Source organism: Aeromonas eucrenophila (genome assembly GCF_000819865.1).
Lineage (GTDB): Bacteria > Pseudomonadota > Gammaproteobacteria > Enterobacterales > Aeromonadaceae > Aeromonas > Aeromonas eucrenophila.
On the sequence record NZ_CDDF01000017.1, the window covers coordinates 26,343 to 52,916 of the forward strand.

Annotated in this window: 23 protein-coding genes and 8 tRNA genes; 20 read left to right on the forward strand and 11 right to left on the reverse strand. The window is 57.8% G+C overall.

The genetic code is table 11. The features are described 5' to 3' along the window. The first annotated feature begins 115 nt into the window (after positions 1–115). The 10 genes from pth (at position 116) to BN1124_RS17190 (ending at position 2,952) form a co-directional block, all read left to right on the forward strand. A complete protein-coding gene (gene pth, locus BN1124_RS17145; RefSeq protein WP_033131037.1) occupies positions 116–712 on the forward strand; it encodes an aminoacyl-tRNA hydrolase in 597 nt (198 codons plus the stop codon). A gap of 93 nt (positions 713–805) precedes the next feature. Then, positions 806–1,897, forward strand: a complete 1,092-nt coding sequence (gene ychF, locus BN1124_RS17150; RefSeq protein WP_042643896.1) for a redox-regulated ATPase YchF — start codon at positions 806–808, stop codon at positions 1,895–1,897. A 235-nt stretch (positions 1,898–2,132) separates the two neighbouring features. Next, positions 2,133–2,209: transfer RNA gene (locus BN1124_RS17155), tRNA-Met, on the forward strand. A gap of 14 nt (positions 2,210–2,223) precedes the next feature. Then, positions 2,224–2,298 (forward strand) — tRNA-Gln (locus BN1124_RS17160). A 45-nt stretch (positions 2,299–2,343) separates the two neighbouring features. Beyond that, a tRNA-Gln gene (locus BN1124_RS17165) sits at positions 2,344–2,418 on the forward strand. A 39-nt stretch (positions 2,419–2,457) separates the two neighbouring features. Continuing rightward, positions 2,458–2,534: transfer RNA gene (locus BN1124_RS17170), tRNA-Met, on the forward strand. A gap of 14 nt (positions 2,535–2,548) precedes the next feature. Beyond that, a tRNA-Gln gene (locus BN1124_RS17175) sits at positions 2,549–2,623 on the forward strand. A 46-nt stretch (positions 2,624–2,669) separates the two neighbouring features. After that, positions 2,670–2,744: transfer RNA gene (locus tag BN1124_RS17180), tRNA-Gln, on the forward strand. A gap of 39 nt (positions 2,745–2,783) precedes the next feature. Then, a tRNA-Met gene (locus BN1124_RS17185) sits at positions 2,784–2,860 on the forward strand. Positions 2,861–2,868: 8 nt separating this feature from the next. After that, positions 2,869–2,952, forward strand: a tRNA-Leu gene (locus tag BN1124_RS17190). A gap of 179 nt (positions 2,953–3,131) precedes the next feature. On the opposite strand, the gene BN1124_RS17195 is transcribed toward BN1124_RS17190, so the two are convergent. Then, positions 3,132–4,964, reverse strand: a complete 1,833-nt coding sequence (locus tag BN1124_RS17195) for an SLC13 family permease (protein WP_042643898.1) — start codon at positions 4,962–4,964, stop codon at positions 3,132–3,134. Positions 4,965–5,258: 294 nt separating this feature from the next. Between BN1124_RS17195 and pnuC the strand changes: the two genes are divergently transcribed. The 7 genes from pnuC (at position 5,259) to nifJ (ending at position 13,774) form a co-directional block, all read left to right on the forward strand. Further along, complete coding sequence (gene pnuC / locus BN1124_RS17200; protein WP_042643900.1) at positions 5,259–5,981, forward strand: nicotinamide riboside transporter PnuC; 723 nt, start codon at positions 5,259–5,261, stop codon at positions 5,979–5,981. After that, positions 5,978–6,703, forward strand: a complete 726-nt coding sequence (locus BN1124_RS17205; protein WP_042643902.1) for a nucleoside phosphorylase — start codon at positions 5,978–5,980, stop codon at positions 6,701–6,703. The genes pnuC and BN1124_RS17205 overlap by 4 nt, the downstream gene beginning before the upstream one ends. 140 nt (positions 6,704–6,843) lie before the next feature. Further along, complete coding sequence (locus BN1124_RS17210; RefSeq protein ID WP_042643904.1) at positions 6,844–7,515, forward strand: Crp/Fnr family transcriptional regulator; 672 nt, start codon at positions 6,844–6,846, stop codon at positions 7,513–7,515. Positions 7,516–7,543: 28 nt separating this feature from the next. Next, positions 7,544–7,867: a N(4)-acetylcytidine aminohydrolase gene (gene yqfB, locus BN1124_RS17215; RefSeq protein ID WP_042643906.1), complete on the forward strand. Its 324-nt coding sequence runs from the start codon at positions 7,544–7,546 to the stop codon at positions 7,865–7,867. 66 nt (positions 7,868–7,933) lie between these two features. Continuing rightward, entirely contained in the window at positions 7,934–8,311 is a 378-nt protein-coding gene (locus BN1124_RS17220) for a DUF1622 domain-containing protein (RefSeq protein ID WP_042643908.1), read from the forward strand. Positions 8,312–8,492: 181 nt separating this feature from the next. Further along, positions 8,493–10,106, forward strand: a complete 1,614-nt coding sequence (locus BN1124_RS17225; protein ID WP_042643910.1) for an alpha-glucosidase — start codon at positions 8,493–8,495, stop codon at positions 10,104–10,106. A 137-nt stretch (positions 10,107–10,243) separates the two neighbouring features. Further along, on the forward strand, positions 10,244–13,774 hold the full coding sequence (nifJ, locus tag BN1124_RS17230) for a pyruvate:ferredoxin (flavodoxin) oxidoreductase (RefSeq protein ID WP_042643912.1): 3,531 nt from the start codon (positions 10,244–10,246) through the stop codon (positions 13,772–13,774). A 77-nt stretch (positions 13,775–13,851) separates the two neighbouring features. Here the strand turns inward: nifJ and BN1124_RS17235 are convergent, their stop codons facing one another. Beyond that, positions 13,852–15,216 carry an MDR family MFS transporter gene (locus BN1124_RS17235; protein ID WP_042643914.1) on the reverse strand — a complete coding sequence of 455 codons (1,365 nt, stop codon included), beginning with the start codon at positions 15,214–15,216 and terminating at the stop codon, positions 13,852–13,854. 175 nt (positions 15,217–15,391) lie between these two features. On the opposite strand from BN1124_RS17235, the gene BN1124_RS17240 reads away from it, so the two are divergent. Continuing rightward, positions 15,392–15,988 (forward strand): HAD family hydrolase, encoded by a 597-nt coding sequence (locus BN1124_RS17240; RefSeq protein WP_042643916.1) that lies wholly within the window; start codon positions 15,392–15,394, stop codon positions 15,986–15,988. A gap of 197 nt (positions 15,989–16,185) precedes the next feature. Here the strand turns inward: BN1124_RS17240 and BN1124_RS17245 are convergent, their stop codons facing one another. Beyond that, positions 16,186–16,377: a YegP family protein gene (locus tag BN1124_RS17245; protein ID WP_042643918.1), complete on the reverse strand. Its 192-nt coding sequence runs from the start codon at positions 16,375–16,377 to the stop codon at positions 16,186–16,188. Positions 16,378–16,659: 282 nt separating this feature from the next. Between BN1124_RS17245 and BN1124_RS17250 the strand changes: the two genes are divergently transcribed. Then, positions 16,660–17,067 carry an H-NS family histone-like protein gene (locus BN1124_RS17250; protein ID WP_042643920.1) on the forward strand — a complete coding sequence of 136 codons (408 nt, stop codon included), beginning with the start codon at positions 16,660–16,662 and terminating at the stop codon, positions 17,065–17,067. Between the two features lie 287 nt (positions 17,068–17,354). Here the strand turns inward: BN1124_RS17250 and BN1124_RS21025 are convergent, their stop codons facing one another. Together BN1124_RS21025 and BN1124_RS21030 are read right to left on the reverse strand one after the other, a co-directional pair. Continuing rightward, positions 17,355–17,951, reverse strand: coding sequence for a type VI secretion system amidase effector protein Tae4 (locus BN1124_RS21025; protein WP_082041662.1), 597 nt, complete (start codon positions 17,949–17,951; stop codon positions 17,355–17,357). Continuing rightward, entirely contained in the window at positions 17,944–18,486 is a 543-nt protein-coding gene (locus tag BN1124_RS21030; RefSeq protein WP_082041669.1) for a type VI secretion system PAAR protein, read from the reverse strand. The genes BN1124_RS21025 and BN1124_RS21030 overlap by 8 nt, the downstream gene beginning before the upstream one ends. 1,091 nt (positions 18,487–19,577) lie before the next feature. Between BN1124_RS21030 and BN1124_RS21405 the strand changes: the two genes are divergently transcribed. Further along, positions 19,578–21,110 (forward strand): LA2681 family HEPN domain-containing protein, encoded by a 1,533-nt coding sequence (locus tag BN1124_RS21405; protein ID WP_156128426.1) that lies wholly within the window; start codon positions 19,578–19,580, stop codon positions 21,108–21,110. Between the two features lie 196 nt (positions 21,111–21,306). Here BN1124_RS21405 and BN1124_RS21035 read toward each other — a convergent pair whose 3' ends face one another. The 6 genes from BN1124_RS21035 to BN1124_RS20520 all read right to left on the reverse strand — a co-directional run bounded on the left by BN1124_RS21035 (position 21,307) and on the right by BN1124_RS20520 (position 26,484). Next, positions 21,307–21,543 carry a hypothetical protein gene (locus BN1124_RS21035; RefSeq protein ID WP_082041663.1) on the reverse strand — a complete coding sequence of 79 codons (237 nt, stop codon included), beginning with the start codon at positions 21,541–21,543 and terminating at the stop codon, positions 21,307–21,309. Then, positions 21,530–23,761: a replication endonuclease gene (locus tag BN1124_RS17265; protein ID WP_048822968.1), complete on the reverse strand. Its 2,232-nt coding sequence runs from the start codon at positions 23,759–23,761 to the stop codon at positions 21,530–21,532. The genes BN1124_RS21035 and BN1124_RS17265 overlap by 14 nt, the downstream gene beginning before the upstream one ends. Continuing rightward, entirely contained in the window at positions 23,758–24,039 is a 282-nt protein-coding gene (locus tag BN1124_RS17270) for a hypothetical protein (RefSeq protein ID WP_042643924.1), read from the reverse strand. The genes BN1124_RS17265 and BN1124_RS17270 overlap by 4 nt, the downstream gene beginning before the upstream one ends. Before the next feature lie 115 nt (positions 24,040–24,154). Beyond that, the gene (locus BN1124_RS17275; protein ID WP_156128427.1) at positions 24,155–24,868 is read right to left on the reverse strand and encodes a hypothetical protein; all 714 of its coding nucleotides are present in this window, start codon (positions 24,866–24,868) and stop codon (positions 24,155–24,157) included. A 4-nt stretch (positions 24,869–24,872) separates the two neighbouring features. After that, a complete protein-coding gene (locus BN1124_RS17280) occupies positions 24,873–25,838 on the reverse strand; it encodes a P2 family phage major capsid protein (RefSeq protein ID WP_042643928.1) in 966 nt (321 codons plus the stop codon). A 13-nt stretch (positions 25,839–25,851) separates the two neighbouring features. Beyond that, positions 25,852–26,484 (reverse strand): GPO family capsid scaffolding protein, encoded by a 633-nt coding sequence (locus BN1124_RS20520; RefSeq protein WP_048822969.1) that lies wholly within the window; start codon positions 26,482–26,484, stop codon positions 25,852–25,854. Positions 26,485–26,574: the final 90 nt, after the last annotated feature.

Consider the following 26,574-nt stretch of genomic DNA (forward strand, 5'->3'; position numbering starts at 1 on the left):
TATTCCCGGCAGTTGCCGAGCTTTGGTTGAGTGATCGCCAGTCGGCGGCTAGAATATTGCGTCCCATTGCCCCGGACCATCCGTCCCGGGCAAGCAGCGAGTGAAGACATCAAGCGTGACGAATCAAATCAAACTGATTGTCGGGCTGGGTAATCCCGGCCCCGAATATGCCAAGACCCGCCACAACGCGGGGGCCTGGTATGTGGAGCAGTTGGCCCGCTGGCACAATGTCAGCCTGCGCGAAGAGCCCAAGTTCTTTGGCCATACCGCCCGCATGTTGGTGGAAGGGCAGGATGTGCGACTGCTCATCCCCAATACCTTCATGAATCTCTCCGGCAAGGCCGTGGCAGCGCTGGCGCGCTTCTACCAGATAGCCCCGGAAGAGATGCTGGTGGCCCATGATGAGCTCGACCTGCCCCCCGGCATCGCCAAGTTCAAGCAGGGTGGTGGTCACGGTGGCCACAATGGCCTCAAGGACATCATCGCCAGGATGGGCAATAACAATAACTTCTTCCGCCTGCGTCTGGGGATAGGCCATCCCGGCGCCAAGGAGCTGGTGGCCGGCTTCGTGCTGACCAAGGCCCCCAGCAGCGAACAGAGCCTGATCGAGGCCGCATTGGATGAATCTCTGCGCGCCACCGACATCCTGTTCAAGCAGGACATGACCAAGGCCATGAACCGGCTACACAGCTTCAAGGCCGAGAAAGTCTGAATACGGATACCTGGCAAGCGCCAGGGTCACACAATATGACAGGGCTGCCCGCGCGGCCCTCAAAACAGCATCCATCACGTAAGGTAACAATCCATGGGTTTTAAATGCGGTATCGTGGGCCTGCCCAATGTAGGCAAATCCACCCTGTTCAATGCGCTGACCAAGGCCGGCATCGAAGCCGCCAACTTCCCGTTCTGCACCATTGAGCCGAACACGGGTGTGGTCCCCATGCCGGATCCCCGTCTCGACGCCCTGGCGGCCATCATCAATCCCCAGCGCGTGGTGCCGACCACCATGGAATTCGTGGACATCGCCGGCCTGGTGGCGGGCGCCTCCAAGGGTGAGGGTCTGGGCAACCAGTTCCTGGCCAACATCCGCGAAACCGAGGCCATCGGCCACGTGGTGCGCTGCTTCGAAGACGAGAACATCATCCACGTCGCGGGCAAGGTTTCCCCGGCCGATGACATCGAGGTGATCAACACCGAGCTGGCCCTGTCTGACTTAGACGCCTGCGAGCGCGCCATCCACCGTCAGTCCAAGCGCGCCAAGGGCGGCGACAAGGATGCCAAGCTGGAAGTGGAGACCCTGGAAAAAATTCGCGCCGTGCTGGAAAACGGCCAGATGATCCGCGGCATGAAACTGGACAAGGAAGAGCTGGCCGCCGTCAGCCACCTGAACTTCCTGACCCTGAAGCCCACCATGTATATCGCCAACGTGGCGGAAGACGGCTTCGAGAACAACCCCTTCCTCGACAAGGTGCGTGAAATCGCCGCCACCGAGAACGCGGTCGTTGTCGTGGTCTGCTGCGCCATCGAGTCGGACATCGCCGAGCTGGACGACGAAGATCGCGCCGAGTTCATGGCAGACCTCGGTATCGAAGAGCCGGGCCTGAACCGGGTGATCCGCTCCGGTTACGAGCTGCTGAACCTGCAGACCTACTTCACCGCCGGCGTGAAGGAAGTACGTGCCTGGACCATTCCGGTCGGAGCCACCGCCCCGCAAGCGGCTGGCAAGATCCACACCGACTTTGAAAAAGGCTTTATTCGCGCCCAGACCATCGCCTTCGACGACTTTATCACCTACAAGGGTGAGCAAGGTGCCAAGGAAGCAGGCAAGATGCGCGCCGAAGGGAAAGACTACATCGTCAAGGATGGCGATATTATGAACTTCCTGTTCAACGTCTAATCCCATGAGAGGCCAGCATTTGCTGGCCTCTTTGCTAAGTGCTCCGGTTGCGGATCTGCTGGCAAATGTCGTAAAAAAAACCAGATTGTTGGGCTTTTGCACGATAGCGTCCAATAACTCGCCAAACGCACCCAAATTCGGTTTTTCTGGCAAAAAAAGGGTTGACGCCCCAGAGCCAGATACGCATAATTCCGGCCGCACAGTGACGAGGCAACGACTCACTGGAAGCACGGTTGGCTATGTAGCTCAGTTGGTTAGAGCATCGCACTCATAATGCGAGGGTCACAGGTTCGAATCCCGTCATAGCCACCATAAATCAGTTCAGTTGGGGTATCGCCAAGCGGTAAGGCAGCGGGTTTTGATCTCGCCATCCCTAGGTTCGAATCCTAGTACCCCAGCCATTTTTAAAGTTTTTTGCCTGTCGCAAGGCAGTTGAAAGACATTGTTGGGGTATCGCCAAGCGGTAAGGCAGCGGGTTTTGATCTCGCCATCCCTAGGTTCGAATCCTAGTACCCCAGCCATTATCTCGTTCTCTTCCACCAAGGTGGTTGATGACAGATGGCTATGTAGCTCAGTTGGTTAGAGCATCGCACTCATAATGCGAGGGTCACAGGTTCGAATCCCGTCATAGCCACCATAAATTAGTTCAGTTGGGGTATCGCCAAGCGGTAAGGCAGCGGGTTTTGATCTCGCCATCCCTAGGTTCGAATCCTAGTACCCCAGCCATTTTAAAAGTTCTTTGCCGGCATGTGATGCTGTTGAAGAGCGCTGTTGGGGTATCGCCAAGCGGTAAGGCAGCGGGTTTTGATCTCGCCATCCCTAGGTTCGAATCCTAGTACCCCAGCCATTATCTCGTTCTCTTCCACCAAGGTGGTTGATGACAGATGGCTATGTAGCTCAGTTGGTTAGAGCATCGCACTCATAATGCGAGGGTCACAGGTTCGAATCCCGTCATAGCCACCATTAATATTGCGGAAGTGGCGAAATTGGTAGACGCACCAGATTTAGGTTCTGGCGCCCTAGGCGTGAGAGTTCGAGTCTCTCCTTCCGCACCATTAATAGCAGTACCAAACAGACCAGCTTAGGCTGGTTTTTTTGTGCCTGTTTTTTGCCTCCTGCCCTCTCCTTGCTTCTCTCCCTCGCCCATTTTCCTGTTGTTGTCAGGGCCAACCCATCGACGGGATTCGTCGCCACAAAAAAGCGGCCCGCAGGCCGCCTATGTCGTATTCCCTCGTCAGAACGGGAAGAACCAGGGGATGGCGATGACGCTCACCACCATCACCAGCAAGGTGAAGGGCACCCCGATCCGCACGAAGTCCACGAACTTGTAGTTGCCCGGCCCCAGCACCAGGGTGTTGACCGGTGACGAGACCGGCGTCATAAAGGCCGCCGAGGCCGCGATGGCGATGGTCATGGCGAAGGGATAGGGGGAGATCCCCATCTGTTGGGCCGTGCCGAGCGCTATGGGCGCCATCAGCACTGCGGTGGCGGTGTTGGAGATGAAGAGTCCGATCAGGGCGCACAGGGCGAACAGGCTCGCCAGCATCACGCGAGGTCCCATGTCTCCCACCGCACTGATGAGGCCGCCGACGATGAGATCCACCCCGCCGGTTTTCTGCAGCGCCAAAGCGAAGGGCAGCATGCCGACGATCAGGATCAGGGTCGGCCAGTGGATGGACTTGTAGGCGCTCTCCATGTCGATGCAGCGGAACTTGCCCATCAGCAGGCAGGCGATGAGCGCCGCTATGACGTTGGGCACGGGATCTGTCACCATCAGCGCTATCATGACCCCGAGACAGATCAGGGCGTGGATGGCCTGACTGCGGGCCGGTGCCATCTCATCCACTTCTGCCGGCAACCCCAGCAGCAGGAAATCCCGAACCTTGGCCTGCAGCTGGCGAATAAGGCTCCAGTTACCCACCACCAGCAGGCTGTCTCCCATCTGCAGCGGCTCGTCCACCAGCTTGCCGATGAGCGCCTCCCCGTTGCGACGAATGCCCACCACGCTCAGGCCATAGTGGGTGCGAAACGCCACCTCGCGGATGCTCTTGCCGAGCAGGCGGGATTCGGGAATCAGCGACACCTCGGCCATACCCACCTCCCGTGCCTGATCAGAGAAATACTCCCCGCGCAAGATCATGGGCTCGAGCCGTGCCTCGCTGCAGAATTCGCGCACATCCACCTCGGGGTCGGACATGTCGATGAGCAGCACGTCCTTGGCCTGGAATTCGGTGACGCCGGAGACGGTCACCATCACCCGCCGAAACTTGCGCCAGCGCTCCAGCCCGATGACGTTGGCGCCGTAACGGGCGCGCAATTGCAGCTCGTCCAGGGTCTGGCCAATCATCGGAGAGTCCGGGCGGATCGCCAGTCGGCGAGCCCGGCCGGCCAGCCGATAGTCACGAATGAGATCGCGCATGGTGCTGCGCCCCGCCTGCTTGCCCTTGCCCTCTTCCCCCTCGCGCACCAAGGAATTGCGCATCAGCAGCATGTAGAGGATCCCGAGCCCGAGGATCAGCACCCCCATGGGGGTGAAGCTGAAGAAGCCGAAGCCGTGGATGCCGTGGCGCATCAGTTCGCTGTTGACCACCATGTTGGGGGGCGTCGCCACCAGCGTCATCATGCCGCTGATGAGACCGGCGAAGCCGAGCGGCATCATCAGCCGTCCGGCCGGGATCCCCATGCGGTTCGCCACGCTCAGCACCACGGGGATGAAGATGGCCACCACCCCGGTGCTGCTCATCACGGCCCCCAGGGTCGCCACCGCCACCATCAAGAGCACCAGCATGCGGGTCTCGCTGCTGCCCGCGACTTTGACCAGCGCATCACCCACCTGATAGGCGATGCCGGTGCGTACCAGTCCCTCCCCCACCACGAACAGGGCGGCGATCAGGATGACGTTGGGATCGCTGAAGCCCGCCAGCGCCTCCGGCAGGGTCAGGGTGCCGCTCAGCACAAACAGAATGACAATCCCCAAGGCCACCACGTCCATGCGTACCTTGTTGGTAATAAACAGATAGATGGCGCCCACCAGCATGCAGAGGACCCAGATCAACTCGGAATTCACACTCGCTCCTTTCGTTCTTTCCCGCCCCGATGCCGGGCTGCAACCGCGTCCATCAGACCACAGCTTCCAGGCCCCCATCTTGTTACATGTCAAGAAAGGGGAGCCCTCATCATCGCACATCCGCGCCCGCATGAGGCCTGCAAAAAGTGCCAAGGCCGAATGGCGCTGCCACTGCGCAATTCTTTGACACCGCGCGGGCCATGGCGGACAAAAGTCCTGCCGTCGCCCTGGCGCTGCCCCTAGAATGGGCCCCTTCCCACGCCCCTTTATTTCAAATTTTCAAAGGAAACGAAAATGAACATATTCGAGTGGTTCAGCATCCATCACACCCTGGTGACCATACCGCTCGGCGGTGGTTACGCCATGTCGTGGATTGAAGCCATCGGCACCCTGTTCGGGCTGGCCTGCATCTGGTTCGCCAGCCAGGAGAAGACCATCAATTACCTGTTCGGCCTCATCAACGTCAGCCTGTTTGCCATCATCTTCTTCCAGATCCAGCTCTACGGCCTGCTGATGCTGCAACTGTTCTTCTTCTGCGCCAACCTCTACGGCTGGTACGCCTGGACCCGCCCCGCCAACGAGCAAGGGGATACCTTGCAGATCCGCTGGCTCAGCAAGTCCAAGCTGCTGCTGACGGCGCTGGTGAGCGTCATCGCCATCGCCCTGCTGACTCGCTACATAGACCCGGTCTTCGCCACCCTGGCCCGCACCTCGGTTGCCCTGCTCAACCTGTTCGGCGCCAATCTCGCCATCCCCGAGCCCTCTCCCGACGCCTTCCCGTTCTGGGATGCCTGCATGACTGTGCTCTCGGTGGTGGCCCAGATCCTGATGACCCGCAAATACGTGGAGAACTGGATCCTCTGGGTGGTCATCAACCTCATCAGCATCGGCGTCTATGCCGTCCAAGGGGTCTATGCCATGTCCCTTGAATACCTGATCCTGCTGTTCATCGCCGCCAACGGCACCCGCCTCTGGATGCTGGCCGCCAAACGCCTGCAACAGGGTGCAGCCGCATGAGCCTGCTGCCCCACCTGCAGTGTCGCCCCGATCAGATAGCCGAGCGGGTTATCCTGTGCGGCGATCCGGCCAGGGTCGATCGCATCGCCGGCAAGCTTGAAGGCAGTGAATTGCTCGGCCAGAACCGGGAGTTTCGCCTGATCAATGGCCGCCATCAGGACCTGCCCGTCACCGTCTGCAGCACCGGCATCGGTGGTGCCTCCGCCATCATAGCGCTGGAGGAGCTGGTGCAGGCCGGTGCCCGGACCCTGGTGCGGATCGGCTCGGCCGGTGCCTTGCAGCCGGACATCGGCTTCGGGGATCTGATCGTGGTGGAGGGGGCCGTGCGCCACGATGGAGGCTCCCTGGCCTATCTGCCCCCCGAGTACCCGGCCTGCGCAGACATTCGCCTGCAGCTGGCCCTGCTCGAGCACATTGCCGCCAGCGGCCTGCCTCACTGGCACGGGCTGGTGCGTTCCCACGACAGCTTCTATCGGGATGACGAGCAGGCGGTCTGTCGCTACTGGCATGAGCGCGGCGTGCTGGGGGCGGACATGGAGACCGCCTCCCTGCTCACGGTCGGGCGCCTTCGCAAGGTGCGGGTCGCAGCCGTGCTCTGCAACGTGGTGGCCTTCGAGCAGGATGTGCAGCAAGGGGTAGCCGATTACGCGAACGCGCAAGCCGCCATGATGGCGGGAGAGCGGCTGGCCATCGCCGCCGCGCTCCATGCCCTGGCGCAGTAGCGCGAGCCGCAGTCACCCTGTCAGGGGCGCCATAGTGCCCCTGACAAAACGTTAAGCCCGGCACATTCATCGTCCGGCACGCTGGCATCCGGCCTCCGCTCTTGTTAGCCTCTTGCCCTCGCCACTCCTCATCGGTCCACATGCAGCAACAGCCCTACCCCTTAGGCCGCTTTCATGCCGAGCTCAGTCAGCAACAACCCCGCTTTGCCAGGGCGCTCGAGGAGTGCAGCCTGTATCTGCGCCGCTACCTGCCGGGTGAGCCCATCATGCGGCAGGGTGAGCGGAGCGAGCATCTCTATCTGGTAGAGCGTGGACGCGTGTCCCTCAACAGCGCCGTGCATTCCGGGCGCCTGTTCCAGCTCGGTGAAATAGCCTGCCAGTCGCAGATCTTCGGTGAGATGGAGTTCTTCAGCGCTAGCCCGGTGCAGTGGAGCGTGGTGGCCGAGACTGAACTCGATGCCAGCGTCATCTGCGCCCACAAGCTGGCGCAACGGCTGCTGGACGAGCCCTCGCTCACCCTGTTCTTCGCCGCGGCCCTGGCCAGCGACTATCTTGATACCCTGGACATCACCACCAGCCGTCTGCTGCATCCCATCGCCTACAACATCGCCTATGAGCTGTGGCGCGAGCGTCAGCGCACACCCATGTTGGGCTCCCGCAAGCGAGCCCTGGAGGCGGCACGCTTTGGCACCACGGAGCGGGTCTATCGCCGCGCCCTCAGGGAGCTGATCGAACAGGGTATCGTCGGTGAGGGCATTGATGGCCCCGTCATCGCCGATCTCACCAAACTGCGCGCCTACCTCAGTCTCTAATCCCTATTAACCTTTTTCAGGAGCCAATATGTCCGCCCATCCCTACCCCGAGTTCACCTTCTTCAGCCGCTTCGTCGACGACATTCTGGCGGGCCGCAAGACCATCACCATCCGCGACGAGAGCGAGGCCAACTGGCAGCCGGGCCAGCGCCTCTCCCTCTTCACCAACCCCGAACACCAGCCGTTCGGCGACATCGAGGTACTGACCGTCGAGCCGGTGGCCTTCGATGCCTTGAGCGACGAGCACGCCCGCCAGGAGAACATGACCCTGGCCGAGCTCAAGCAGGTGATCCGGGACATCTACCCCGCCCTGCCGCCACTCTATGTGATTGAATTCAAAATAATTGCCTGAGGCCGATTTGGCCTTTGCCACTGGCTGTGTTAATAGTGTCTCCTTTGAATCGATAAGGAGTCCAAGGTGCTTGAGATAACCAGCCTGCGAGAGGGCATGATGCACGGGGTCGAGCTGTTCCAGCTGCTGCTGGAACTCATCTCCATCGCCTGTGTGGTGATCGGCCTTGGCAAGACGCTCTGGCTGGCGGCGCGGGTGCGGGATCACGCCCCGGGCTTCCCCCGCATCCGGCTCTGCTTCGGCAGTTGGCTCATCTTGGCGCTGGAGTTTCAGCTCGCCGCCGACATACTGGCGACCACGGTGGCACCGAGCAAGGAGGAGCTGATCCGGCTCGCCATCATCGCGGTGATCCGCACCTTCCTGAACTACTTCCTCGGCAAGGAGCTGGAAGCCCAGAGCGAACGCCAGCAGGATCGACTGGCAGAAGCACCCCCAGCCAGATAAAGATACTATCGCAGCGTCGCCCTGGTGCCTTGTCCCCGACAAGCCGAGGCGGCGCCGTGACCCGCCCCGCACTTTTGACAACTGGCCGACGCTGGAACCCTTTTCAAGACGTGCCCGCCCCTGCCCCACGCCGCCGCGACCACCTAGAATAGGGTCTCCCTTTCCCGGCCTGGCCATCCCCATGACTCCTCTCGACAGCTGCGTGATTTACCAGATCTATCCCATGAGTTTTCAAGACAGCGACGGCGATGGCATGGGGGACATCAACGGCATTCGTCGGCGCCTCGGTTATCTGGCCGAGCTCGGGGTCGACATGCTCTGGCTCACCCCTGTCTATCGCTCCCCCAAGTGCGACAACGGCTACGACGTGGCGGATTATCGCGACATCGATCCCGCGTTCGGCACCCTGGCCGAGATGGAGCAGCTGATCCGGGAGGCGGATGCGCACGGCATCGGCATCATGATGGACATTGTCGCCAACCACACCTCCATCGATCACCTGTGGTTCCAGCGCGCCCTCGCCGGGGATCCCCACTATCAGGCCTTCTATGTGTTTCGCGACCTGGCCTTCGTCGAAGCCCATCCGCTCCAGTCCATCTTCGGCGGCGACGCCTGGCAATACCTGCCCGCCCTGGATCTCTACTACCTGCACAACTTCGATCCGGGCCAGGCCGATCTCGACTGGGACAACCCGGCGGTGCGCGCCGCCATGGCCGAGGTGATCAACTTCTGGCTGGACAAGGGAATACGGGGCTTTCGCTTCGACGTGATCGACATGGTGAGCAAGGACTGGTCACGCCTCGCCATGAGCAATGGGCCTCAGCTGCACCGCTATATTCGCGAACTCAATGACGCCAGCTTCGGCGGCAAGGGGATCATCACGGTGGGAGAGACCTGGGGGGCGGATCTCCCCCATATGCGCAGCTACTCCAACCCGGACGGCAGCGAGTTCAGCATGGTGTTCAATTTCGAACACCTGGGACTGGGGGCGAACAAGTGGTCATCGCACTTTGACCTCTTGCGCTTCAAGCAGGCCATGGCGCGCCACCAGCAGGGGCTGCACCGCCAGGGCTGGAACAGCCTGTTTCTCGGCAACCACGACCTGCCCCGCGCCGTCTCCCGCTTTGGCAACGACGAGCCACAGTGGCGGGAACTCAGCGCCAAGCAGTGGGCCATGGTGTTGCACCTGATGCAGGGCACCCCCTTCCTCTATCAGGGGGAGGAGCTCGGCATGACCAACCGTCACTGGCAGCCCCATGAGCTGCGAGATGTGGAGGCCATCAACTATCGCACCAGCCAGCAGGCGAAAGGGCTCGACCCCGCCGAGCTGGCACGCCGCCTCGATACCATGGGTCGCGACAATGCCAGAACCCCGATGCAGTGGGAGGCCGGCCCTCAGGCCGGCTTCAGCACGGTCGAGCCCTGGATAGCGCTCAATGATAACTACAAAGAGATCAACGCCGCCGAGCAACTGGCCCGCCCCGACTCGCTGTTTCACTGTTATCGCCGGCTGATCGCCCTGCGCAAGGCCCAGCCGGTCATTCGCCACGGCATCTTCGAGCTGCTGGATCCGGACGACCCGCAGCGCATCGGCTACCGGCGCCGCTACCGGGATCCGGTCAGCGGCCAGACTCACGTCCTGTTGCTGCTCGCCAACCTGACCGCCACTCCCTTGCTGATGCCTCATTTCGACCAGGCGCCAGGGGCGAACGGGCTGCTCATCGGCAACTACCCAGAGGCGCCCACCAGCGCCCTGTTTGCCCCTTACCAGACCGCCGTCTGGCTGCTGGCATGAGGCAAAGAGGCACAAGCGGCTACTGATTATTTATCCCGTTTGATGCAGGCTGCTCAGCCCCCTTATGATGTTCATGACCTATCCATGGCCGGCGCTTCATCGCCGGCCTTTACACTGGCATAGCAAGTAGGCAATTCATGATCACCACAGACGGTAATAACGCGGTCGCCTCAGTGGCCTACCGCACCAGCGAAGTCATCGCCATCTACCCCATCACCCCCAGCTCCAGCATGGCGGAGCAGGCGTCGGCCTGGTCGAGCGATCGGGGCCTGAACCTGTGGGGCGACGTGCCTCGAGTTGTCGAGATGCAGTCGGAGGGCGGGGCCATCGCCACCGTCCACGGCGCCTTGCAAACCGGCGCGCTGGCGACCTCGTTTACCTCGTCCCAGGGCCTGCTGCTGATGATCCCCAACCTCTACAAGTTGGCGGGTCAGCTCATTCCCTTCGTACTCCACGTGGCGGCGCGCACCGTCGCGACCCATGCCTTGTCCATCTTCGGCGATCACTCGGACGTGATGGCGGTGCGCCAGACCGGTTGCGCCATGCTCTGCGCCAGCAACGTGCAGGAGGCCCAGGACTTCGCCCTGATCTCCCAGGTGGCCAGCCTCAACAGCCGGCTGCCCTTCATCCACTTCTTCGACGGTTTTCGCACCTCCCACGAGATCACCAAGATAGTGCCGCTGGCGGACGACACCCTGCGTGCCCTGCTGCCGGAGGCGGCCATCCGTGCCCACCGGGATCGCGCCCTGAGCCCGGATCACCCCGTCGTGCGCGGCACCGCCGCCAACCCGGACACCTATTTCCAGTGCCGGGAGGCCACCAACCCCTGGTATGACGACGCTTACCGTCACGTGAGCGAGGCGATGCAAGCCTTCGGCGAGCAGACCGGTCGCCACTACCAGCCGTTCGAGTACGTCGGTCACCCAGAGGCCGAGCGGGTGCTGGTGCTGATGGGTTCCGCCATCGGCACCTGTGAGGAGGTGATAGCGCGGCTGCTTGCGCAAGGGGAGAAAGTAGGGCTGGTGAAGGTGCGCCTCTACCGCCCCTTCTCAGCCTCCCACCTGCTGGCGGTCATTCCCGAAAGCGCCCGCAAGATTGCGGTGCTGGATCGCACCAAGGAGCCGGGCGCCCATGCCGAGCCCCTCTATCTGGACGTGATGAGCGCCCTGGCCGAGGCGGTCAGCCGTGGCGAGCGTGCCAGCCTGCCGCGGGTCATCGGCGGTCGCTACGGCCTCTCCTCCAAGGAGTTCAATCCGGCCTGCGTGCAGGCCATCTTCGATGAGCTGACGCTGGACAATCCAAGGCCGCGCTTCACCGTCGGCATCTTCGACGACGTCACCGGCCTCTCCCTGCCGCTGCCCACTCTCGATTATCCGAGCCAGAGCAAGCTGGAGGCGTTGTTCTACGGCCTTGGCAGCGACGGCACCGTCTCGGCGGCCAAGAACAGCATCAAGATCCTCGGCAATCACACCCCGCTCTATCCCCAGGGCTACTTCGTCTACGACTCCAAGAAGGCGGGGGGCCTAACCGTCTCCCACCTGAGGGTGAATGAACGGCCGGTGCAATCGGCCTACCTGGTGGACGAGGCGGACTTCATCGGCTGCCACCAGTGGCAGTTCATCGACATGTACCAGATGGCGGAGCGGCTCAAGCCGAACGGGATCTTCCTGCTCAACAGCCCCTACGATGCCGATCAGATCTGGCAGCGGCTGCCCCAAGAGGTGCAACAGGTGCTGCGGGAGAAGCGCGCCCGCCTCTACACCATCAACGCCGCCAGGATTGCCCGGGAGTGCCAGCTCGGCAGCCGCATCAATACCGTGATGCAGATGGCCTTCTTCCAGCTGACTGCCATCATACCGCCGGCAGAGGCCACCGAGTTGCTCAAGCAGGCCATCGCCAAGAGCTATGGCAACAAGAGCGCCGAGCTGGTCGAGCGCAACTGGCAGGCCCTGGCCGTCACCTGCGAGGCACTGATCCCGGTGCCACTGCAGGAGCTTGATCAGTCCAGCCACCAGCGCCCTCCCGTGGTGTCGGCCAAGGCCCCCGACTTCGTCCAGACCGTCACCGCCGCCATGCTGGCGGGGCTCGGCGACAGTCTGCCGGTCTCCGCCTTCCCGCCCGATGGCACCTGGCCGGTGGGCACCACCCGCTGGGAGAAGCGCAACATCGCCAAGGAGGTGCCGATCTGGCAGGCGGATCTCTGCACCCAGTGCAACTACTGCGTAGCCGCCTGCCCGCACTCGGCCATCCGCGCCAAGGTGGTGGACAAGGACGCGCTCGAGGGAGCCCCCGCAACCCTGGACGCCCTGGATGTGAAGGCCCGCGACATGCGTGGTCAGCAATACGTGCTGCAGGTGGCGCCTGAGGATTGCACCGGTTGCAACCTCTGCGTGGAGGTCTGCCCGGCCAAGGATCGCACCGATCCGAGCCGCAAGGCGATCAACATGGAGTCCAGGCTCGACCACCTCGAAGCCCAGAAGGCGAACTACGACTTCTTCCTGGACCTGCCGGAGCGCACGGCGGAACAGCTGGAGCGCATCGACATTCGCACCTCCCAGCTCATCTCGCCGCTGTTTGAATACTCCGGCGCCTGCTCCGGCTGTGGTGAGACCCCCTACATCAAGCTGCTGACCCAGCTCTACGGGGACAGGCTGCTGATTGCCAACGCCACCGGCTGCTCGTCGATTTATGGCGGCAACCTGCCCACCACCCCCTACACCACCAACGCCGAGGGGCGCGGTCCGGCCTGGGCGAACTCCTTGTTCGAGGACAACGCCGAGTTTGGCTTGGGCTTCAGGCTCACCGTCGATCAGCATCGCGATCGGGTACGCCGCCTGATGGCAAACCTGGGGGATGTCGTTCCGGCCGAGCTGCAGCAAGGGCTGCAAGATGCCAGCCTGCCGGTCTCCGAGCAGCGTGCCCATATCGAGCAACTGCGCAGCCTGCTGCAGGGCCGCACCGAGCCGGGCGCGGCTGAGCTCGCGCGGGATGCGGATCACCTGGTGGACAAGTCGGTCTGGCTCATCGGCGGCGATGGCTGGGCCTATGACATCGGCTTCGGCGGACTCGACCACGTGCTGAGTCTGGGGGAGAACATCAACGTGCTGGTGCTCGACACCCAGTGCTACTCCAACACCGGTGGCCAGCAGTCCAAGGCGACGCCGCTCGGCGCCATCACCAAGTTTGGTGAACAGGGCAAGCGCAAGGCCCGCAAGGATCTCGGCGCCAGCGTCATGATGTATGGCCACGTCTATGTGGCGCAGATCTCCCTCGGCGCCCAGATGAACCAGACGGTGAAAGCCATTCAGGAGGCGGAGGCCTATCCGGGTCCGTCCCTCATCATCGCCTACAGCCCCTGCGAGGAGCACGGCTACGATCTGGCCCAGAGTCACGAGCAGATGAAGCAACTGACCGCCACCGGCTTCTGGCCGCTCTACCGCTATGACCCCCGTCGCAGCGAGGAGGGCAAGGCGCCGCTGGCGCTGGATTCGAGGGCGCCGACGGCTTCTCTCGCCGAGACCCTGCAGCAGGAGCCCCGCTTCAAGCGGCTGGAGCGCCAGCTGCCGGAGATCGCCACCCAGCTCTACCGGGAGGCGGAGCTGGATGCGAACCGCCGCTTCGCCTGGCTGAGCCAGCTCGCCGGCAAGGAGGCGCCAGCCCAGGAGTGATCGGCTGAGGGTCAACCACAGCCAATAAAAAAGAGGGCTCCCCATGGGGAGCCCTCTTGCTATGCGCGATACAGCCATCAGGCCGGCATGCTGGCCAGCTCGTGGCGCTTCAGGGCCAGCAGGGTAATGAGCAGGGCGGCGCTGGCGATCAGTGCCATGCCGACGTAGGTGGCGTCAAACCCCGGTGCCAGCTCGGCCGGGCTCAGGCTGGCCAGATCCCGGCTGCTGCCCGCCGGCAGGGCGGAGTGGAACAGCATGGCGCAGATGGCGACCCCGACCGCGCCACCCAGCTCACGGGCGAAGTTGAACAGGGACATGCCGATACCGCGATCCTCCCGTGGCAACGCATTCTGCACCACCACGGAGAGGGCCGGCAGCACCAGTCCGAGACCAAGCCCGGCGAGACCCAGCCCCAGATTGGCCCAGAGATCGAAGTGAATTTGCCACAGCGCCATCGCCGCCAGGGCAAAGCCCGTCACCACGAAGCGCCGGTAATGACCGGTGCGACCGATCAGCTTGCCGCCGACGAAGGCCCCCGCCGTAATGCAGACCATGAAGATCACCATGTAGAGCCCGCTCTCGCTCGCCCCCATCCCCTTCTGCCACTGCATCTGCAGCGGCAGATAGACCAGCACGGCGAACATCAGCAGCTGGGAGGCCAACGCCAGCAGCACGCTCACCAGATAGCCGGGCAGCCGCACCAGATGGGCTGGCAGTATGGGATCCTGGGCGCGCCGCTCCACCAGGATCAGCAGCAACAAGGCCACCACCAACCCAGCGGCCAGCCAGATAGCGGGCAGGCTGGTTTCCGGCGAGAGCAGCAGCAAGGTGAGAGTGGTGACAGTGATGAGCAGCCCTGCCCCCTTCCAGTCGAAGCGGCTGTGGCGACGCACATTGAGGTGGCCGAGGTTGCGATTCACCAGCCAGAGCGCGAGCGCCCCGAGCGGCAGGTTGATCCAGAAGATCCAGCGCCAGCTCAGCTGCTCGCTGAAGTAGCCGCCGAGCAGGGGCCCGGCGATGCTGGAGACCGCATAGACCGCCGAGATGTAGCCCTGATACTTGCCCACCTCCCGCGGCGGTATGCTGTCGGCAATCACGGTGAAGGCCAGGGCGATGAGTCCCCCGCCCCCCAGCCCTTGCAGCACCCGGGCCCCTAGCAGGGTCGGCAGATCCTGAGCGAGGGCGCAGGCCACGGATCCCGCCAGAAAGAAGCCGATGCCGATGTTGAGCATCCGCACCCGACCAAAGAGATCGCTCAGCTTGCCGTAGACAGGCAGCGCGGCGGTGGCGGCCAGCAGGTAGGCGGTGACCACCCAGGTGAGGGCGGCCCCGGCATTCAGCTCGGCCCCTATGATGGGCAAGGGGGTGGTGACTATGCTCTTTTCCAGCGATCCCAAGGCGATCACCAGGGCCACGCTCGCGAAGATGGTTTTGGGGGACATAGAGAGAGCTCGCTACTATAAAATGCCAAGCACTGGGCTGCAGGGCTCATTATTGTCTCATAGATCGTCTGCCGATGGCGAAAACCACTGCCCCTGCCGCCAGGCATGAGCCCGGTCGCGACATCCGTCCGGCGGATCTGGTACTGTGCTCTTTTGCCCAAGAGGAAGCAGTCCCATGACCGAGCAGTTCCAGTTTGATCGCTACGACGCCCTGATCTTCGATATGGATGGCACCCTGGTGGATTCCATGCCCCTGCACCTGGATGCCTGGGAGACAACCAGCACCGAGTTCGGCCTGCCGTTCGATCGGGAGCAGCTCAATGCCTATGGTGGCATTCCCACCCGCAAGATAGTGAGCATACTGGCCGAGCAGCACGGACTGGAGATCGATGTGGAGGCCTTCGCCCGCCGCAAGATAGCGCTCTACATGGAGCAGATCGACCAGGCCAGGGTCTTCCCCCAGATGTGGGAACTGGTCAGGCAGCATCACGGCAAGGTGCCCATGGGCATAGGCACAGGCTCACCGCGGGATCAGGCCGAGCGGATCCTCAAGAGCACAGGCCTCGACGCCTACATCTCGGTGGTGGTGAGCGCCGACGACGTGAGCAACCACAAGCCCCACCCCGACACCTTCCTCAAGGTCGCCGAGCAGCTGGGCGCCAATCCCGCCAACTGCCTGGTGTTTGAAGATACCCCCATCGGCATTCAGGCCGGCAAGGCTGGCGGCATGGCGACCGTGCTCGCGACCGAGGGTGAGTTGCAATTGGTGTGAGGCTAGTGGCAGAGCCCTATGCTACTCACCACACCCATTGAAAAACAAAACGCCCCTTTCGGAGTTTTTAAAAGAGAAGCTAACATAATGAAACAAAAGGATTTGTTTCAGTCAATGTCCACACGTTGACCACATCGATACAAAAAGCCCCAGCATGCTGGGGCTTTCGTTTTTTAACAGACTAAAAGTTAGAGGCCTTATTCTTCTGTCTTGTCACGAATATCGGTACTCGGGGCATTGGTCTGCACCGACTTGATCCCGTTTTTAGCTCCATCCTTGGTTGCATACATCTCACTGGTGGCAATAGGTTCACCATTCGATGCATGTAGCACAAAGTGATATGGTTGGGTTGTGGCCTTCTTCGATTTGTGAATAACGTAGTAACCCATGCTCATCTCCTTTGATTACCATGCGGGATTGCATGGCTGTTGAATAACATACCCTTGCTGGTTGATTTTTCAACATAAAGTGGGCTCCGTATGGAAGCCAGTAACGTACCAACTGCCGCGCTTCGCTTGCCTCCCAAGGAATGGGCAAGATGGATAGTTATTATCTTGCCCATTCCTTGGGCCATAAATCTATCCGAATGGAGTATATTTATCCCTCTGCTCTCTTTGTGATATGTTCCTCTCGAAGTTGATGCCCTATACCTGTCATTCAATGAGGACTCCATGAACGAATTTCTTAAAACCTTGCTGAATATCCGCAGCCTTCGTGCAGCTTTGCGCGATTTGTCATTTGAACAGCTGGAAGAAGTTAAAAATAAATTTGACCAAGTACATGCGGAGCTTTTCGCAGCTACTGAAAAAGAACGTGCAACGCAAGCTGAGCATCAACGCAAGTTGGTAGAGTTCTCTGAAATGCTGAAGGCCGCGGGGATAGATCCTCGTGACTTAGTAAATGGCGCCTCTCCAGCTACCAGATCGGAGAAAGGTAAGAGCAAGCGAGCACCACGTCCAGCGAAGTACAAGTATCAGGAAGATGGCCAGGAGAAAACATGGACTGGTCAGGGCCGTATGCCGAAGGCGATAGCCGAACAGATTGCACAGGGCAAACGTCTGGAGCAGTTTGAGATTTGAATCCATTTAGGTTGAAAAAAACCGCCAGTAGGCGGTTTTTTATTTCTCCGGTCTTTATAACCGTTTAGCAAAAAAGTAATTGGTAGCAACCGATATAACTAAACTGATTGGGGCCATGACATACCCAATTACTTTAACTACTTCATGGAATACTTCATCACCTGTGTAGAATGACCCAAGTATATTCTGAGCATAGAAAAAGTAGAGAGGCTTGGCGAACAAAGATAAAAATAGAAGCAGCGTGATAAACAAGCCGATGGTGGAAAACGTTAGAACTATCTTTCTAATCATATTATTTCCCAGAATAAGACCTTTGAGGAGCGACGCAAATCTGATATACCGAGCAGCTCCGCCACCCAAGGGAATGTCAGTCTGCCTTGGGTCTCTAGGTATCCTACGCTAGCAAGCTTGCTATTACTCCAAAGGTCAATGTGGTCACCAGTCCTAGACTTTTCACCAGCTCTTTGCCAGTAGTCCTGAAAGAAGACAATTCCCGTGCGGTTTTTAATTTTCTCTTCAAAATCACTGCCACTCATAGACTCTGGTTTAGGGCACCCTGCGAATGGCTGTTTTTGCAAGTAAGTAGCAAGCTCTTGAGCTCTTATCGCATGTATTCCCTTCCCATTTTGACCTGGTGTGGGACATCGCCAGCATCGGGTGCCAGAGAAGGACTTCATTAAAATTCCACAGCTATATAATGCTTGGCTAACGTTTATTGCACAATGGTCACTGAATATATCCTCTCCGGTGCTTGGATCTTTGTGAACCACCGTACTACTAGGATATGCGTCCCATAGCTTTGTAAAGCTGACAGCAGGATGCTCGATGACTTTTACTGAGCCAGCTTTATTATTAGTTTTTATTTTTTCTGCGGCATTAGGCATGAATAATCCCCTCCATCAAGGCTAGAGCTTCATCGCCCCAATAAATATCAAACTCACCTTGTTGCTGTGATTTAATTCTTTTTGTTAGGCCCATACTATTTGTTCGGCCGGATATGATTTCTCCAGCGTCATTAATTGCATAGTATGGATAATCCGAAACTGGTTTACCTGAGACCATCACCTGGATCTGCTCATCAAAGTCTAATAAAGGAACAAGTGCAGTCGGAGCCTGATTTTCACTTGAACTAAAGGTTGTCCCTACGATTACAGAACTATTGCCAATGATAACGCCACCGCAATCAATAGTGCCGCCAGTCATTGCAATGGGCTTTCCGTTAATCAATATATTTGATATTCCAGATGCAATACTACGGGGATGTGGTGGATTGTTAGGCTTATCATGTGGTTCTAATGGGTCGCCAACACGAGCAACAGGCATACCATCGATTTGCACATTAGGTGAGCCAGCAGTCACCTTGGTGGGCTTGAAGCCATCATGATCTGTGCCTATGTTCCCTACAATTGCCGCCTTCATGAATAGCTCCATTTGAGGTTCAGTGGCTCGATAATATCTCCATAGGCATAGGTGTTCAAATTTTCATTCTTTCAGTTTTTTGAGTTGAACGAATTGCGAGCAAGATATTGATTTTAAAGAACTTTAAACCATTTCCGTAAACTGGCCCACAACATCCACTTGTCTAAAGCACTCACGAAAAACAGAGAAAGTTGTTTAATAACAATAAGTTACCATCTTCCGTCATCAACAGATAAGCCCTGAAAAAATGGAAATTAATGAAAAAAACTTCATGCTGTTCAGTTCACCTTCAGCTTAGAAAGCCCAAGTACGGCGTGCCCTAGCAAGAGGCTTTGCAGAAAAGCATTATTGCAAAAAATTTTATCCATGGAGCCCGCAGGCGGGAGCGGATGAGCGCGGATTCCGTGACGCAGCTTTGTCCGTGGCTCCTTCTGTATACTGCTAGGCTAGCTCTCAACGATAGACATGGAAATGTTCTGGGCTCCATTCTAGAGGCTACTGAACAGCCTTATAGAAGGTTCTTGATGTTGGCGCTCTCACTAATTGGCATGTTCAAGCAGCCCTAAGTCTTTCGGTATCTGGATTTTAAAAATGGATGATACGCATAACGTTCAGGTAGGAGTGGATGAGCGCGGTTTCCGTGACATCCCTCCACCCGTGGTACTTCTATTTGAACGCTTCCCCCAAGCGATCTGTGCTTGAGAGGGCCTTGAATGCACCTAGAAAGCTATCGGAATGCTCTATGAGGGTTTGTATCGTCTTGATGTTCAGCATCCGCAGAATGTGATGTGAAACACTCCTTTAGGGTCCCTGGCATTTGAAAAGCCGGTTTGCACGCGAAACCTGTCAATGGTATCAGCAGTGTGCAAATTTAGTGCGTATCAGAACTTTTCGTGAAGCAACATAAATTTATCTTGGTGATAATTCACTGATGGTTCATAACTTAAAAAATATTTCATGAAGTAATTATAAAAATCAAACTATGGTTCTTATATGTGTTGTTTTTTTCATGTATCTATAGATTAAATAACTCTTTGCATATATATTATATCGTAATATTGGTTGCTATTAACAATTGTTAGGGATGAAAAATGGAGCACACTGAATTTGATCAAATAAGTAGAAATCTATATGCATTGGTTGATATTAACCCATTTTTAGCTATTGGTCAGGCAAGGCTTTTAGAAGATGACGCCAACTCACGTGCTCTTAAAGCCTGCATATTTGTAGATGCAGGAGAAAAACTAAAGGATAGAGCATGCATAGAGGATGGGATTAAAATTTTTGAAGAAATGCTAGAGTTATATCAAGATGTAGTAGATTTTAAATATAATCTAGCAAATGGATATAGTTGTGCAGCAAAAGCTACAGCCATGCAGGGTTCTCATTGGTATTTGTGTACTCATGTTTATAGATTCAAAGCTAGAGCATTATACTCTGCTGTAACAAAGAGTAATGAAGTTGATTTCTCATTAAAAAGCCAAGCATATACAAACATGGCCAATCTCTTGTTGTCATCTTTTCGATGGGCAGAGGCTTTTGATTTGTATGAACTAGCATTATGGTTTGACTCCAAGAATGCTGTAGCTAGTTATCAATCGATAGTTGCATTAAGACGTTTACATTTTCAAAATATTGTTGATGATGAATTACTAATCGACAAAATGAATATATTGGCTCAACATATACATGAAAATATTGATTCGGTAAGAGAGTACGCTGGACCAAAAGCTGAGCAGTCGATATTTGAGGATATCCAAAAAATTTGCAATCCAAGTAAACCGCTAAAAAATAAAAACAAGCCCCAAAGAACACAGTACGAAAGATTTGTATTGAAACATAATTTAGCGCTTTCTCCAGCTGCGCATATTTCATCCCATCTTTCAGATAAATGGGATGAGCTACATATAAATAAAATAATCTTACCACTTGATCATGGATATTCTGTTCCCGAAATATTCGCAATGCTTAACACAATGAAGTCAGATTATATCCTAGCCAGGAAATTACTTTTTGATGTACTTGAGGGACCAGACATCAAAGATACAGGAACATATATAGATACTCTAGATTACGCCCTCTATGGTGCATCTCACTCTTTACTATGTCTATGCCAGCGCTCGGCACTCGATATTTTGGATAAAATATCTGTAGCGTCATTGATATATCTAGGTGAAAAAAACGTGAGAAATGTATCATTTCGCGGGGCTTGGTATATCAACCCTAAAGAGATAGACATTGAGAAGAAAAAGTACAAACAGGTAGTCAGTAATGAGGTTGATTTATTAAATGAAGGACTTATTGCTTTAATCGAAATGGCAAGTGATTTGCTGATAAGCGGTGGGTATTTAGTCGAAAAACAAGATGCCAGGAACTATTCCACGCATAAATTTACTATATTACATGATATGGGGAGCATGCCATTAAGCCCTTCTGGGAGCGTTGGTCATTATCGATACAATGAATTTAGAAATGAAACATTAGAGACATTGAAACTTGTTAGAAGCGCACTGATTTATTTTGTGCAAATGATATCTTTCTCTGAAAAAATAAAGGAATCTAAGACTGAAAGCCCACTTGGTTTAATGACATTATATAGCCACGATTATATCAGGGGGAGCTGAATTCCTTTAAATATTATCGACGTGTAACTTATAAAATCCTATAGTATCTCATGGCAGAACATGCAAGAGTATATTGTTTAGGCATGCTTGCCTATATTCACGTTCTGAACGCACTTGTTGGGCTATTAATTTGAGTTATATTAGGAGGTGCGCAATATTTAGCGCACCTAATATCATTATAAATAATATATAGAAATTAATTTTTTTGTTGTGCAAAAACAATTAACTTCCATTTGATATCCCCTACACCAGGAGCGTGTTGATGATGATTTTGTGGAGGAAATGGATTCCCCTTATTAGATGCAATCTCATCGCCACATGATACGCAGCAATATATTCCTGAGTTATTACAAATCTCACCTGGCTTATATAATAAATCATAAGCTTCATGATCTTTTTGCGATAAATAATGAGCGTATTTATATTGTGCCATTCCACAACTCCAATTGATAGTGAGCATAATATGTCAAGCTATCATGAAAAGATTGCGAATTAACTAGACTTAGATCACATTTATGATTTAACAACACGTTATGTGCCGGATACATTACATTTGTAATAATGTGACGTTGAACGGCAGGTGCATACTGCATCTGGTTTTGCTTAAATAAAATCTCGTCATCATGCTGAGTACAGTTATTGCCAGAGCTCCAAGGAGCGCAGCTATCGCCGCTTGAGGGCACCTCGCTACGCTCGCCAAACCCTGCGTCGCTACGCTCGCTCAACACCTCCTCGGCGCTCTCTGTTGGCTTCTCGCTTGTCTTGCGGCGCAGCACCCAGCCATCAAGCCGGGTCGCTTTTATGGTATTGCCTGCGGCTACACCCACGAGCCGGATCACGTCTTCCCCGTACTTGTTTTTGGCGGGGTCTATCAGGTGATGCAGCCGCACCGGTCGCGCATCCCGTGGGCACACAGGGCCGCCCATGGAATAGGTGAACTCCTTCCAGTTCGCTGCGTCCGCATAGCGGCGGCACTCCTCCATGATCTCGCTCTCGAGCGGGGCGACCGTGCGCCCCTCACTCTCTTGCACTCGCCCAGGTAGTCGCCGTAGCTCCCGCCACACGCTCACCGACGGCCCGCCCAGCTGCTGGAACTGTCGCAGGCCCCAGAGGGAGGCCCACGCCCTGACGCGCCGTGCGCCTTCACTGGCGGCGGTTTCGGCCTCTAGGTCGCCCTCGTCGCCTATCTGGTGGCCGTCGATATTCTTGGCGATGTACTTGACGATGTAGCCCACGGCCCCGCCTTTGGCCGGATCCATGACCTTCCAGTCAAAGCGCGGGGTGATGTCGCTATAGGGTCGTTTGCTCACGGGGTGGCGCTTGCGCTCAAGGTCGCCCTGGTCATGGCTCAGGGCGTAACGCTGCAGGGTGCTGATCAGCTCATGCTGCTGGGCAGGGTTCACGAACAGCAGCAGATGCCAATGAGGTGTGCCGTCGTGATGGGGCTCGACCACCCTAAAGCCGAAATACTCGATACCCCGGCGCGCGAGGGCAGCGCGGCAGCGCTTCCAGAGAGTGCCTAGATAGGTGTTGGTATCGCGGGGCGTGTGGCCCAGATACTTGGGGTTTTCCGTGGTGCGAGCGGGTTGGCCATGGCCTTGTGGGGTTGTTTTCCACGGGTGGTATTGGCTCGGCGCCGTCCAGGTGAAGAACAGGCCGATATAGCCCATCTCGTCGGCGGCATCTGAAAAGCCCCGCGCCCTTACCACCAGTTCGTCACGGCGGTTTGACGGGTTGGCCATGGAGCTGGCTACGGCATCGGCCAGGGAGATAGCGATGTCGTGCTCTTCGTTGTAGGCTTCCATGCTCTTGAGCCACTGCTCGGCGGCCAGCTGGCGCTCGTTGAAGGCGCGCAGGGCATAGCTGGACACATAGGGCGAGACGCCGCGCCGCACCTTGCCAAGCAAGATGGCGCAGTGCTCTCGGTACTGCTCCCACAGCTTGCGCAGTTTGCGCACCCACCATTGCGGGTCGAGCCAGCGGATAAGGTGGGCGGCGATGAAGGTGTCGCGGGTCTCGGTGCTCTTGAAGGCGGGCAGGGCGGGCAGGAAGCCCCAAGGCTTGAGGGGTTGGGCACAGACCCGCCAGAGGTACGTGGCGGGGACAGTGTTGGCTTGGTTGTTGGTGGCGGCATCCAGCAGGCGCTGAACCCGCTCCACATAGTTCATGGCCAACCGCTCGCGGTGGTCTTTGTGCTGCAACTGGTCTAGCGGCTCGGGTAGGTCGGCCTGCACCTGCCGGAATACCTTCACTCGGTCGGATAGCCAGAGATTGGCGTCCCTACAGGTAATGTCCTTGAGGATAGCCGGCACCCGCCTTGCACAGTAGCCGCTGAACAGCTCGCCGATAAGCTCATCAGGCAGCTGCACCGAGCCGCCTTTGCCGCGCTTGACCGAGAACATCAGCAGGTCGAGCGCCCAATCCAGGTCATAGGCTCCATGAACACCGATGAAGTAAGAGCGGATGGTCTCTTCGCTGGCGGGGGCGTGGGTATCGCGCTGGCGTAGGGGCTTGTTGGCCTCTTCGAGCGGGTAAAATGGCTGGCGGTGATGGCGCAGGATATGGGTCACCCGAGTGACGTTGGCCCGCAGCACGGCGGCAGAGGGTTTGCGGCGGGGGTGGCCTTTATCGGAGAGAAGGGAGTTACTCATGCCTGACCCCCTACGTTTGCCCGTAGCGCCCTGGTGTGGGCGGTGGCGAGGGTGTGGGACTGGTGCAAGGTGGTGCGGGCCAGCTTGCACATGTGCAGCAGTGCCCGAGTCAGAGCCTTGTCATGAGTGCCCCTGACCCGTCGCCGGATGCGCAAAATGGCGAGGCGTGATTGCAGGCAATAAAGGCGGTGATGGTCGCGGCGTAGGGACTCACCCCAGAATGCGGACAAAACGAGTCCCTCCGCTTGCTGGGCGGCATTGAATTTGGTACTGTTCATGGGTCTTATCTATCTTGTCAGGTGGATAAACACTGAGGGGAGCCTGGCCGGGCTCCCTTCTTCATTTCTGGCGTTTAGCTTCCAGCTCGTTGTTTCTTCCTTGGGTTATCCCTGCTTATTTCTCTTCCAGCTCCCGCTGCAAACACTGGCGCTTGCCTGGGCTGTTGCACAGCTCCAGCAGGTCAGCTGCTTGCGGACGGGTCGAGGTGGCCAGCGCCTCACGGGCGGCGAGGTTGTCACCGTCCAGCGCCACTCGCTCGCCGTTCATAGCCTCTTTGAGGGCATGGGCCAGTTCGTTGTGCGCCCACTTGCGAGCTCCCTCCATCCCCATCAGGCTGGCCTTGGCGCGGGTCAGGGTGGCCAACTCGGTCAGGTGCCCCTTGAGTGGCTTGAGGATGGACGGCATCACCTTGTGGTCGAGGTAGCTTTCATAGCCTCCGGCGACCATGCTCTGGGCGCTGTTGGCGGCCAGCTGGGTCTGATAGAGCGGCATGGCCAAGCGCTTCTCTTGGCGCTCGGACAGGGCGGCGGCTTCCTTGGCATCCTCAAGCAGCTCTGTCAGCTCGCGGTATTCCCGCGCGGCCTCCAGCGACACCACTCCGCCCATCAGCTGATTAATCCGTCCTTGGCGCAGCTCTTCACGGCGGGCTTTGGCAGCGGGAATTTGTGCCAGCAAGGTTTTGCGCTGTTCACGCAGGGTCAAAATCTCGCTATCCAGCGCCATCAGCTTGGCGTGTTCGCTTTGGAACAGGGCCACGTGTTCATCCAGGCGGCTGGCACGGGTAGCGGCGGGGGCGGTCGGGACAATGTGCAAAGTAGCTTGTGACATGGGGTTACTCCTGAGTGGCGAGGGTGATGGTGTCAAAGGCGGCGTAGGCGGTGGGGATGCCCAAGGCGTAGGACTGGGCGCGGTTGTAACGAATGCCCCAGCTGGCGATGTCGTCAATCTCCCCCGCATTGAGGCGGTGGGTGCGGTTGACGGTGAGCACTTGCAGGTTTTCGACCAGGGTGATGGCGAGGTAGGTGCTGGGCATGTGCTGGTGAGAGATAAAGGGCAGGTCAGCAATCTTCATGCGCTGCTGCTTGTCCCGTACCTGTCCTGGCTTGAGGTGGGCTTGCTGGTGAGCGCGCAGCAGGTCGCCGCCGACCATCACGATTAAGCGCGGGTCTTGGCGGTAGGCTTCTGGCAGCTTCTCAAGCAGGGCATAGGCCATGGCGTCCAGGTCGGTGTAATCGCCCTTGCCACTCGGGTCGAAGGTGACCACATCACGCAGCACCCGTAGCCCCTCGGGGTCAGCCGCCTCGGCCAGGGCGGGCCAACCCATCATCACATCTTCCCCGTTCGGGTTGGCCACGGGGTCGGTGTTGGTGGCGGCGGATTGGCCATGGAAGCCAACCCGTATCAGGTCATCCCCAAAGGCGACCAATGCCAGCTCTTCGAGCAGGTTGTTAGCTTGGCGCTGGTCGAGCCCCGCCAGCATTTGGGCCAGTTGCTGCCACGTCCAGATAGCGCTGCTGTCCAGCTCCTCAAATTCATGTTTGCGCTTGCTCGGCTCTGCCTGGACAAGGAAGCGCCCTTGCGCCTTGCGACCGCTGCGCAGCCCTGGCTTGAGCGGGTCAAAGCGGGGGGCGGTATGGTCCTCTACCCCCTGAATAGACACCATCCACAGAAACGGGGTCGCCTGCACGATGGCCGCCGTCAGCGCCATGCTCGTGGCCTCGTCCAGGTTGCCAAAGCTGGCTTGGGGCGCAGGGGTAAAACTCAGGCGCACGTCGTGCAGCAGGTCAGATAAGTTCATTGGGTGGGGCTCCTTAGCAAGGGCGGTAGTGGTTGGCATGGCTGGGGTCGTCACTGCGGTCAGCGGCGGGCGCGGGTGGCTGGTTGGGACGGTAGGGGGTGAGGCTGTCGAGCTTCTGGCTAAGTGCCGTCAGTCCGGCAGACAGGGCCTCCAACTGGTTAAACATCTGCTCGGGTTTTGATGCCCGGGAAGCGGGAATGGCGGGAGCAGGCGCCGGCACAGGCACCACCAACGGGCGCGCACTCGGCGACTTGGCGCTAAATTGCAGCTGGGTTAGCCCTGTCAGCGTCGGCTGGTCGGTGACTGTGACGCCAGCCAGATACCATTTGCCGGTGCCCGCAAAATTCTCGCTGGCCTCAATGGTGCAAAAGCCATGGGTGCCGTGGATGTTGAGGTCAATCAGCTCTAGGGTAGGGCACAGCACCGCCAGCAGCTTGAGCTGGCCACCTTCCTCCTGCACCTTCACCGCATCCACATACCCGAGTGGGCGAGCACGCACCCCCTCCGGCCAGAGGTTGGCAATATAGAAACTGGTGTCGTAGGAGTCGGCCAGCTCGCGCAGGCACTCGGGGCTGACGGTGCGTCCGTCCAGTGTTGGTCCTGCGGTGGCGATACAAATCCAGCCTGTTTTTACCTGACTGCTCATGCAGGCCTCCGCAGCGTCACAACCGGTTTATCCCGCTCTTGGGCGGCCAACATGTTCAGCTGTTGCTGACGCTCGTTCACGCTTTCGCAC

What these genes read in the sequence shown, in the direction of transcription:
- ychF (WP_042643896.1), top strand. Translation starts at nt 806, where the DNA reads ATGGGTTTTAAATGCGGTATCGTGGGCCTGCCCAATGTAGGCAAATCC.
- pnuC (WP_042643900.1), top strand. Translation starts at nt 5,259, where the DNA reads ATGAACATATTCGAGTGGTTCAGCATCCATCACACCCTGGTGACCATA.
- BN1124_RS17205 (WP_042643902.1), top strand. Translation starts at nt 5,978, where the DNA reads ATGAGCCTGCTGCCCCACCTGCAGTGTCGCCCCGATCAGATAGCCGAG.
- BN1124_RS17210 (WP_042643904.1), top strand. Translation starts at nt 6,844, where the DNA reads ATGCAGCAACAGCCCTACCCCTTAGGCCGCTTTCATGCCGAGCTCAGT.
- yqfB (WP_042643906.1), top strand. Translation starts at nt 7,544, where the DNA reads ATGTCCGCCCATCCCTACCCCGAGTTCACCTTCTTCAGCCGCTTCGTC.
- BN1124_RS17225 (WP_042643910.1), top strand. Translation starts at nt 8,493, where the DNA reads ATGACTCCTCTCGACAGCTGCGTGATTTACCAGATCTATCCCATGAGT.
- nifJ (WP_042643912.1), top strand. Translation starts at nt 10,244, where the DNA reads ATGATCACCACAGACGGTAATAACGCGGTCGCCTCAGTGGCCTACCGC.
- BN1124_RS17235 (WP_042643914.1), bottom strand. Translation starts at nt 15,216, where the DNA reads ATGTCCCCCAAAACCATCTTCGCGAGCGTGGCCCTGGTGATCGCCTTG.
- BN1124_RS17240 (WP_042643916.1), top strand. Translation starts at nt 15,392, where the DNA reads ATGACCGAGCAGTTCCAGTTTGATCGCTACGACGCCCTGATCTTCGAT.
- BN1124_RS17245 (WP_042643918.1), bottom strand. Translation starts at nt 16,377, where the DNA reads ATGGGTTACTACGTTATTCACAAATCGAAGAAGGCCACAACCCAACCA.
- BN1124_RS17250 (WP_042643920.1), top strand. Translation starts at nt 16,660, where the DNA reads ATGAACGAATTTCTTAAAACCTTGCTGAATATCCGCAGCCTTCGTGCA.
- BN1124_RS21025 (WP_082041662.1), bottom strand. Translation starts at nt 17,951, where the DNA reads ATGCCTAATGCCGCAGAAAAAATAAAAACTAATAATAAAGCTGGCTCA.
- BN1124_RS21030 (WP_082041669.1), bottom strand. Translation starts at nt 18,486, where the DNA reads ATGAAGGCGGCAATTGTAGGGAACATAGGCACAGATCATGATGGCTTC.
- BN1124_RS21405 (WP_156128426.1), top strand. Translation starts at nt 19,578, where the DNA reads ATGGAGCACACTGAATTTGATCAAATAAGTAGAAATCTATATGCATTG.
- BN1124_RS21035 (WP_082041663.1), bottom strand. Translation starts at nt 21,543, where the DNA reads ATGGCACAATATAAATACGCTCATTATTTATCGCAAAAAGATCATGAA.
- BN1124_RS17265 (WP_048822968.1), bottom strand. Translation starts at nt 23,761, where the DNA reads ATGAGTAACTCCCTTCTCTCCGATAAAGGCCACCCCCGCCGCAAACCC.
- BN1124_RS17270 (WP_042643924.1), bottom strand. Translation starts at nt 24,039, where the DNA reads ATGAACAGTACCAAATTCAATGCCGCCCAGCAAGCGGAGGGACTCGTT.
- BN1124_RS17275 (WP_156128427.1), bottom strand. Translation starts at nt 24,868, where the DNA reads ATGTCACAAGCTACTTTGCACATTGTCCCGACCGCCCCCGCCGCTACC.
- BN1124_RS17280 (WP_042643928.1), bottom strand. Translation starts at nt 25,838, where the DNA reads ATGAACTTATCTGACCTGCTGCACGACGTGCGCCTGAGTTTTACCCCT.
- BN1124_RS20520 (WP_048822969.1), bottom strand. Translation starts at nt 26,484, where the DNA reads ATGAGCAGTCAGGTAAAAACAGGCTGGATTTGTATCGCCACCGCAGGA.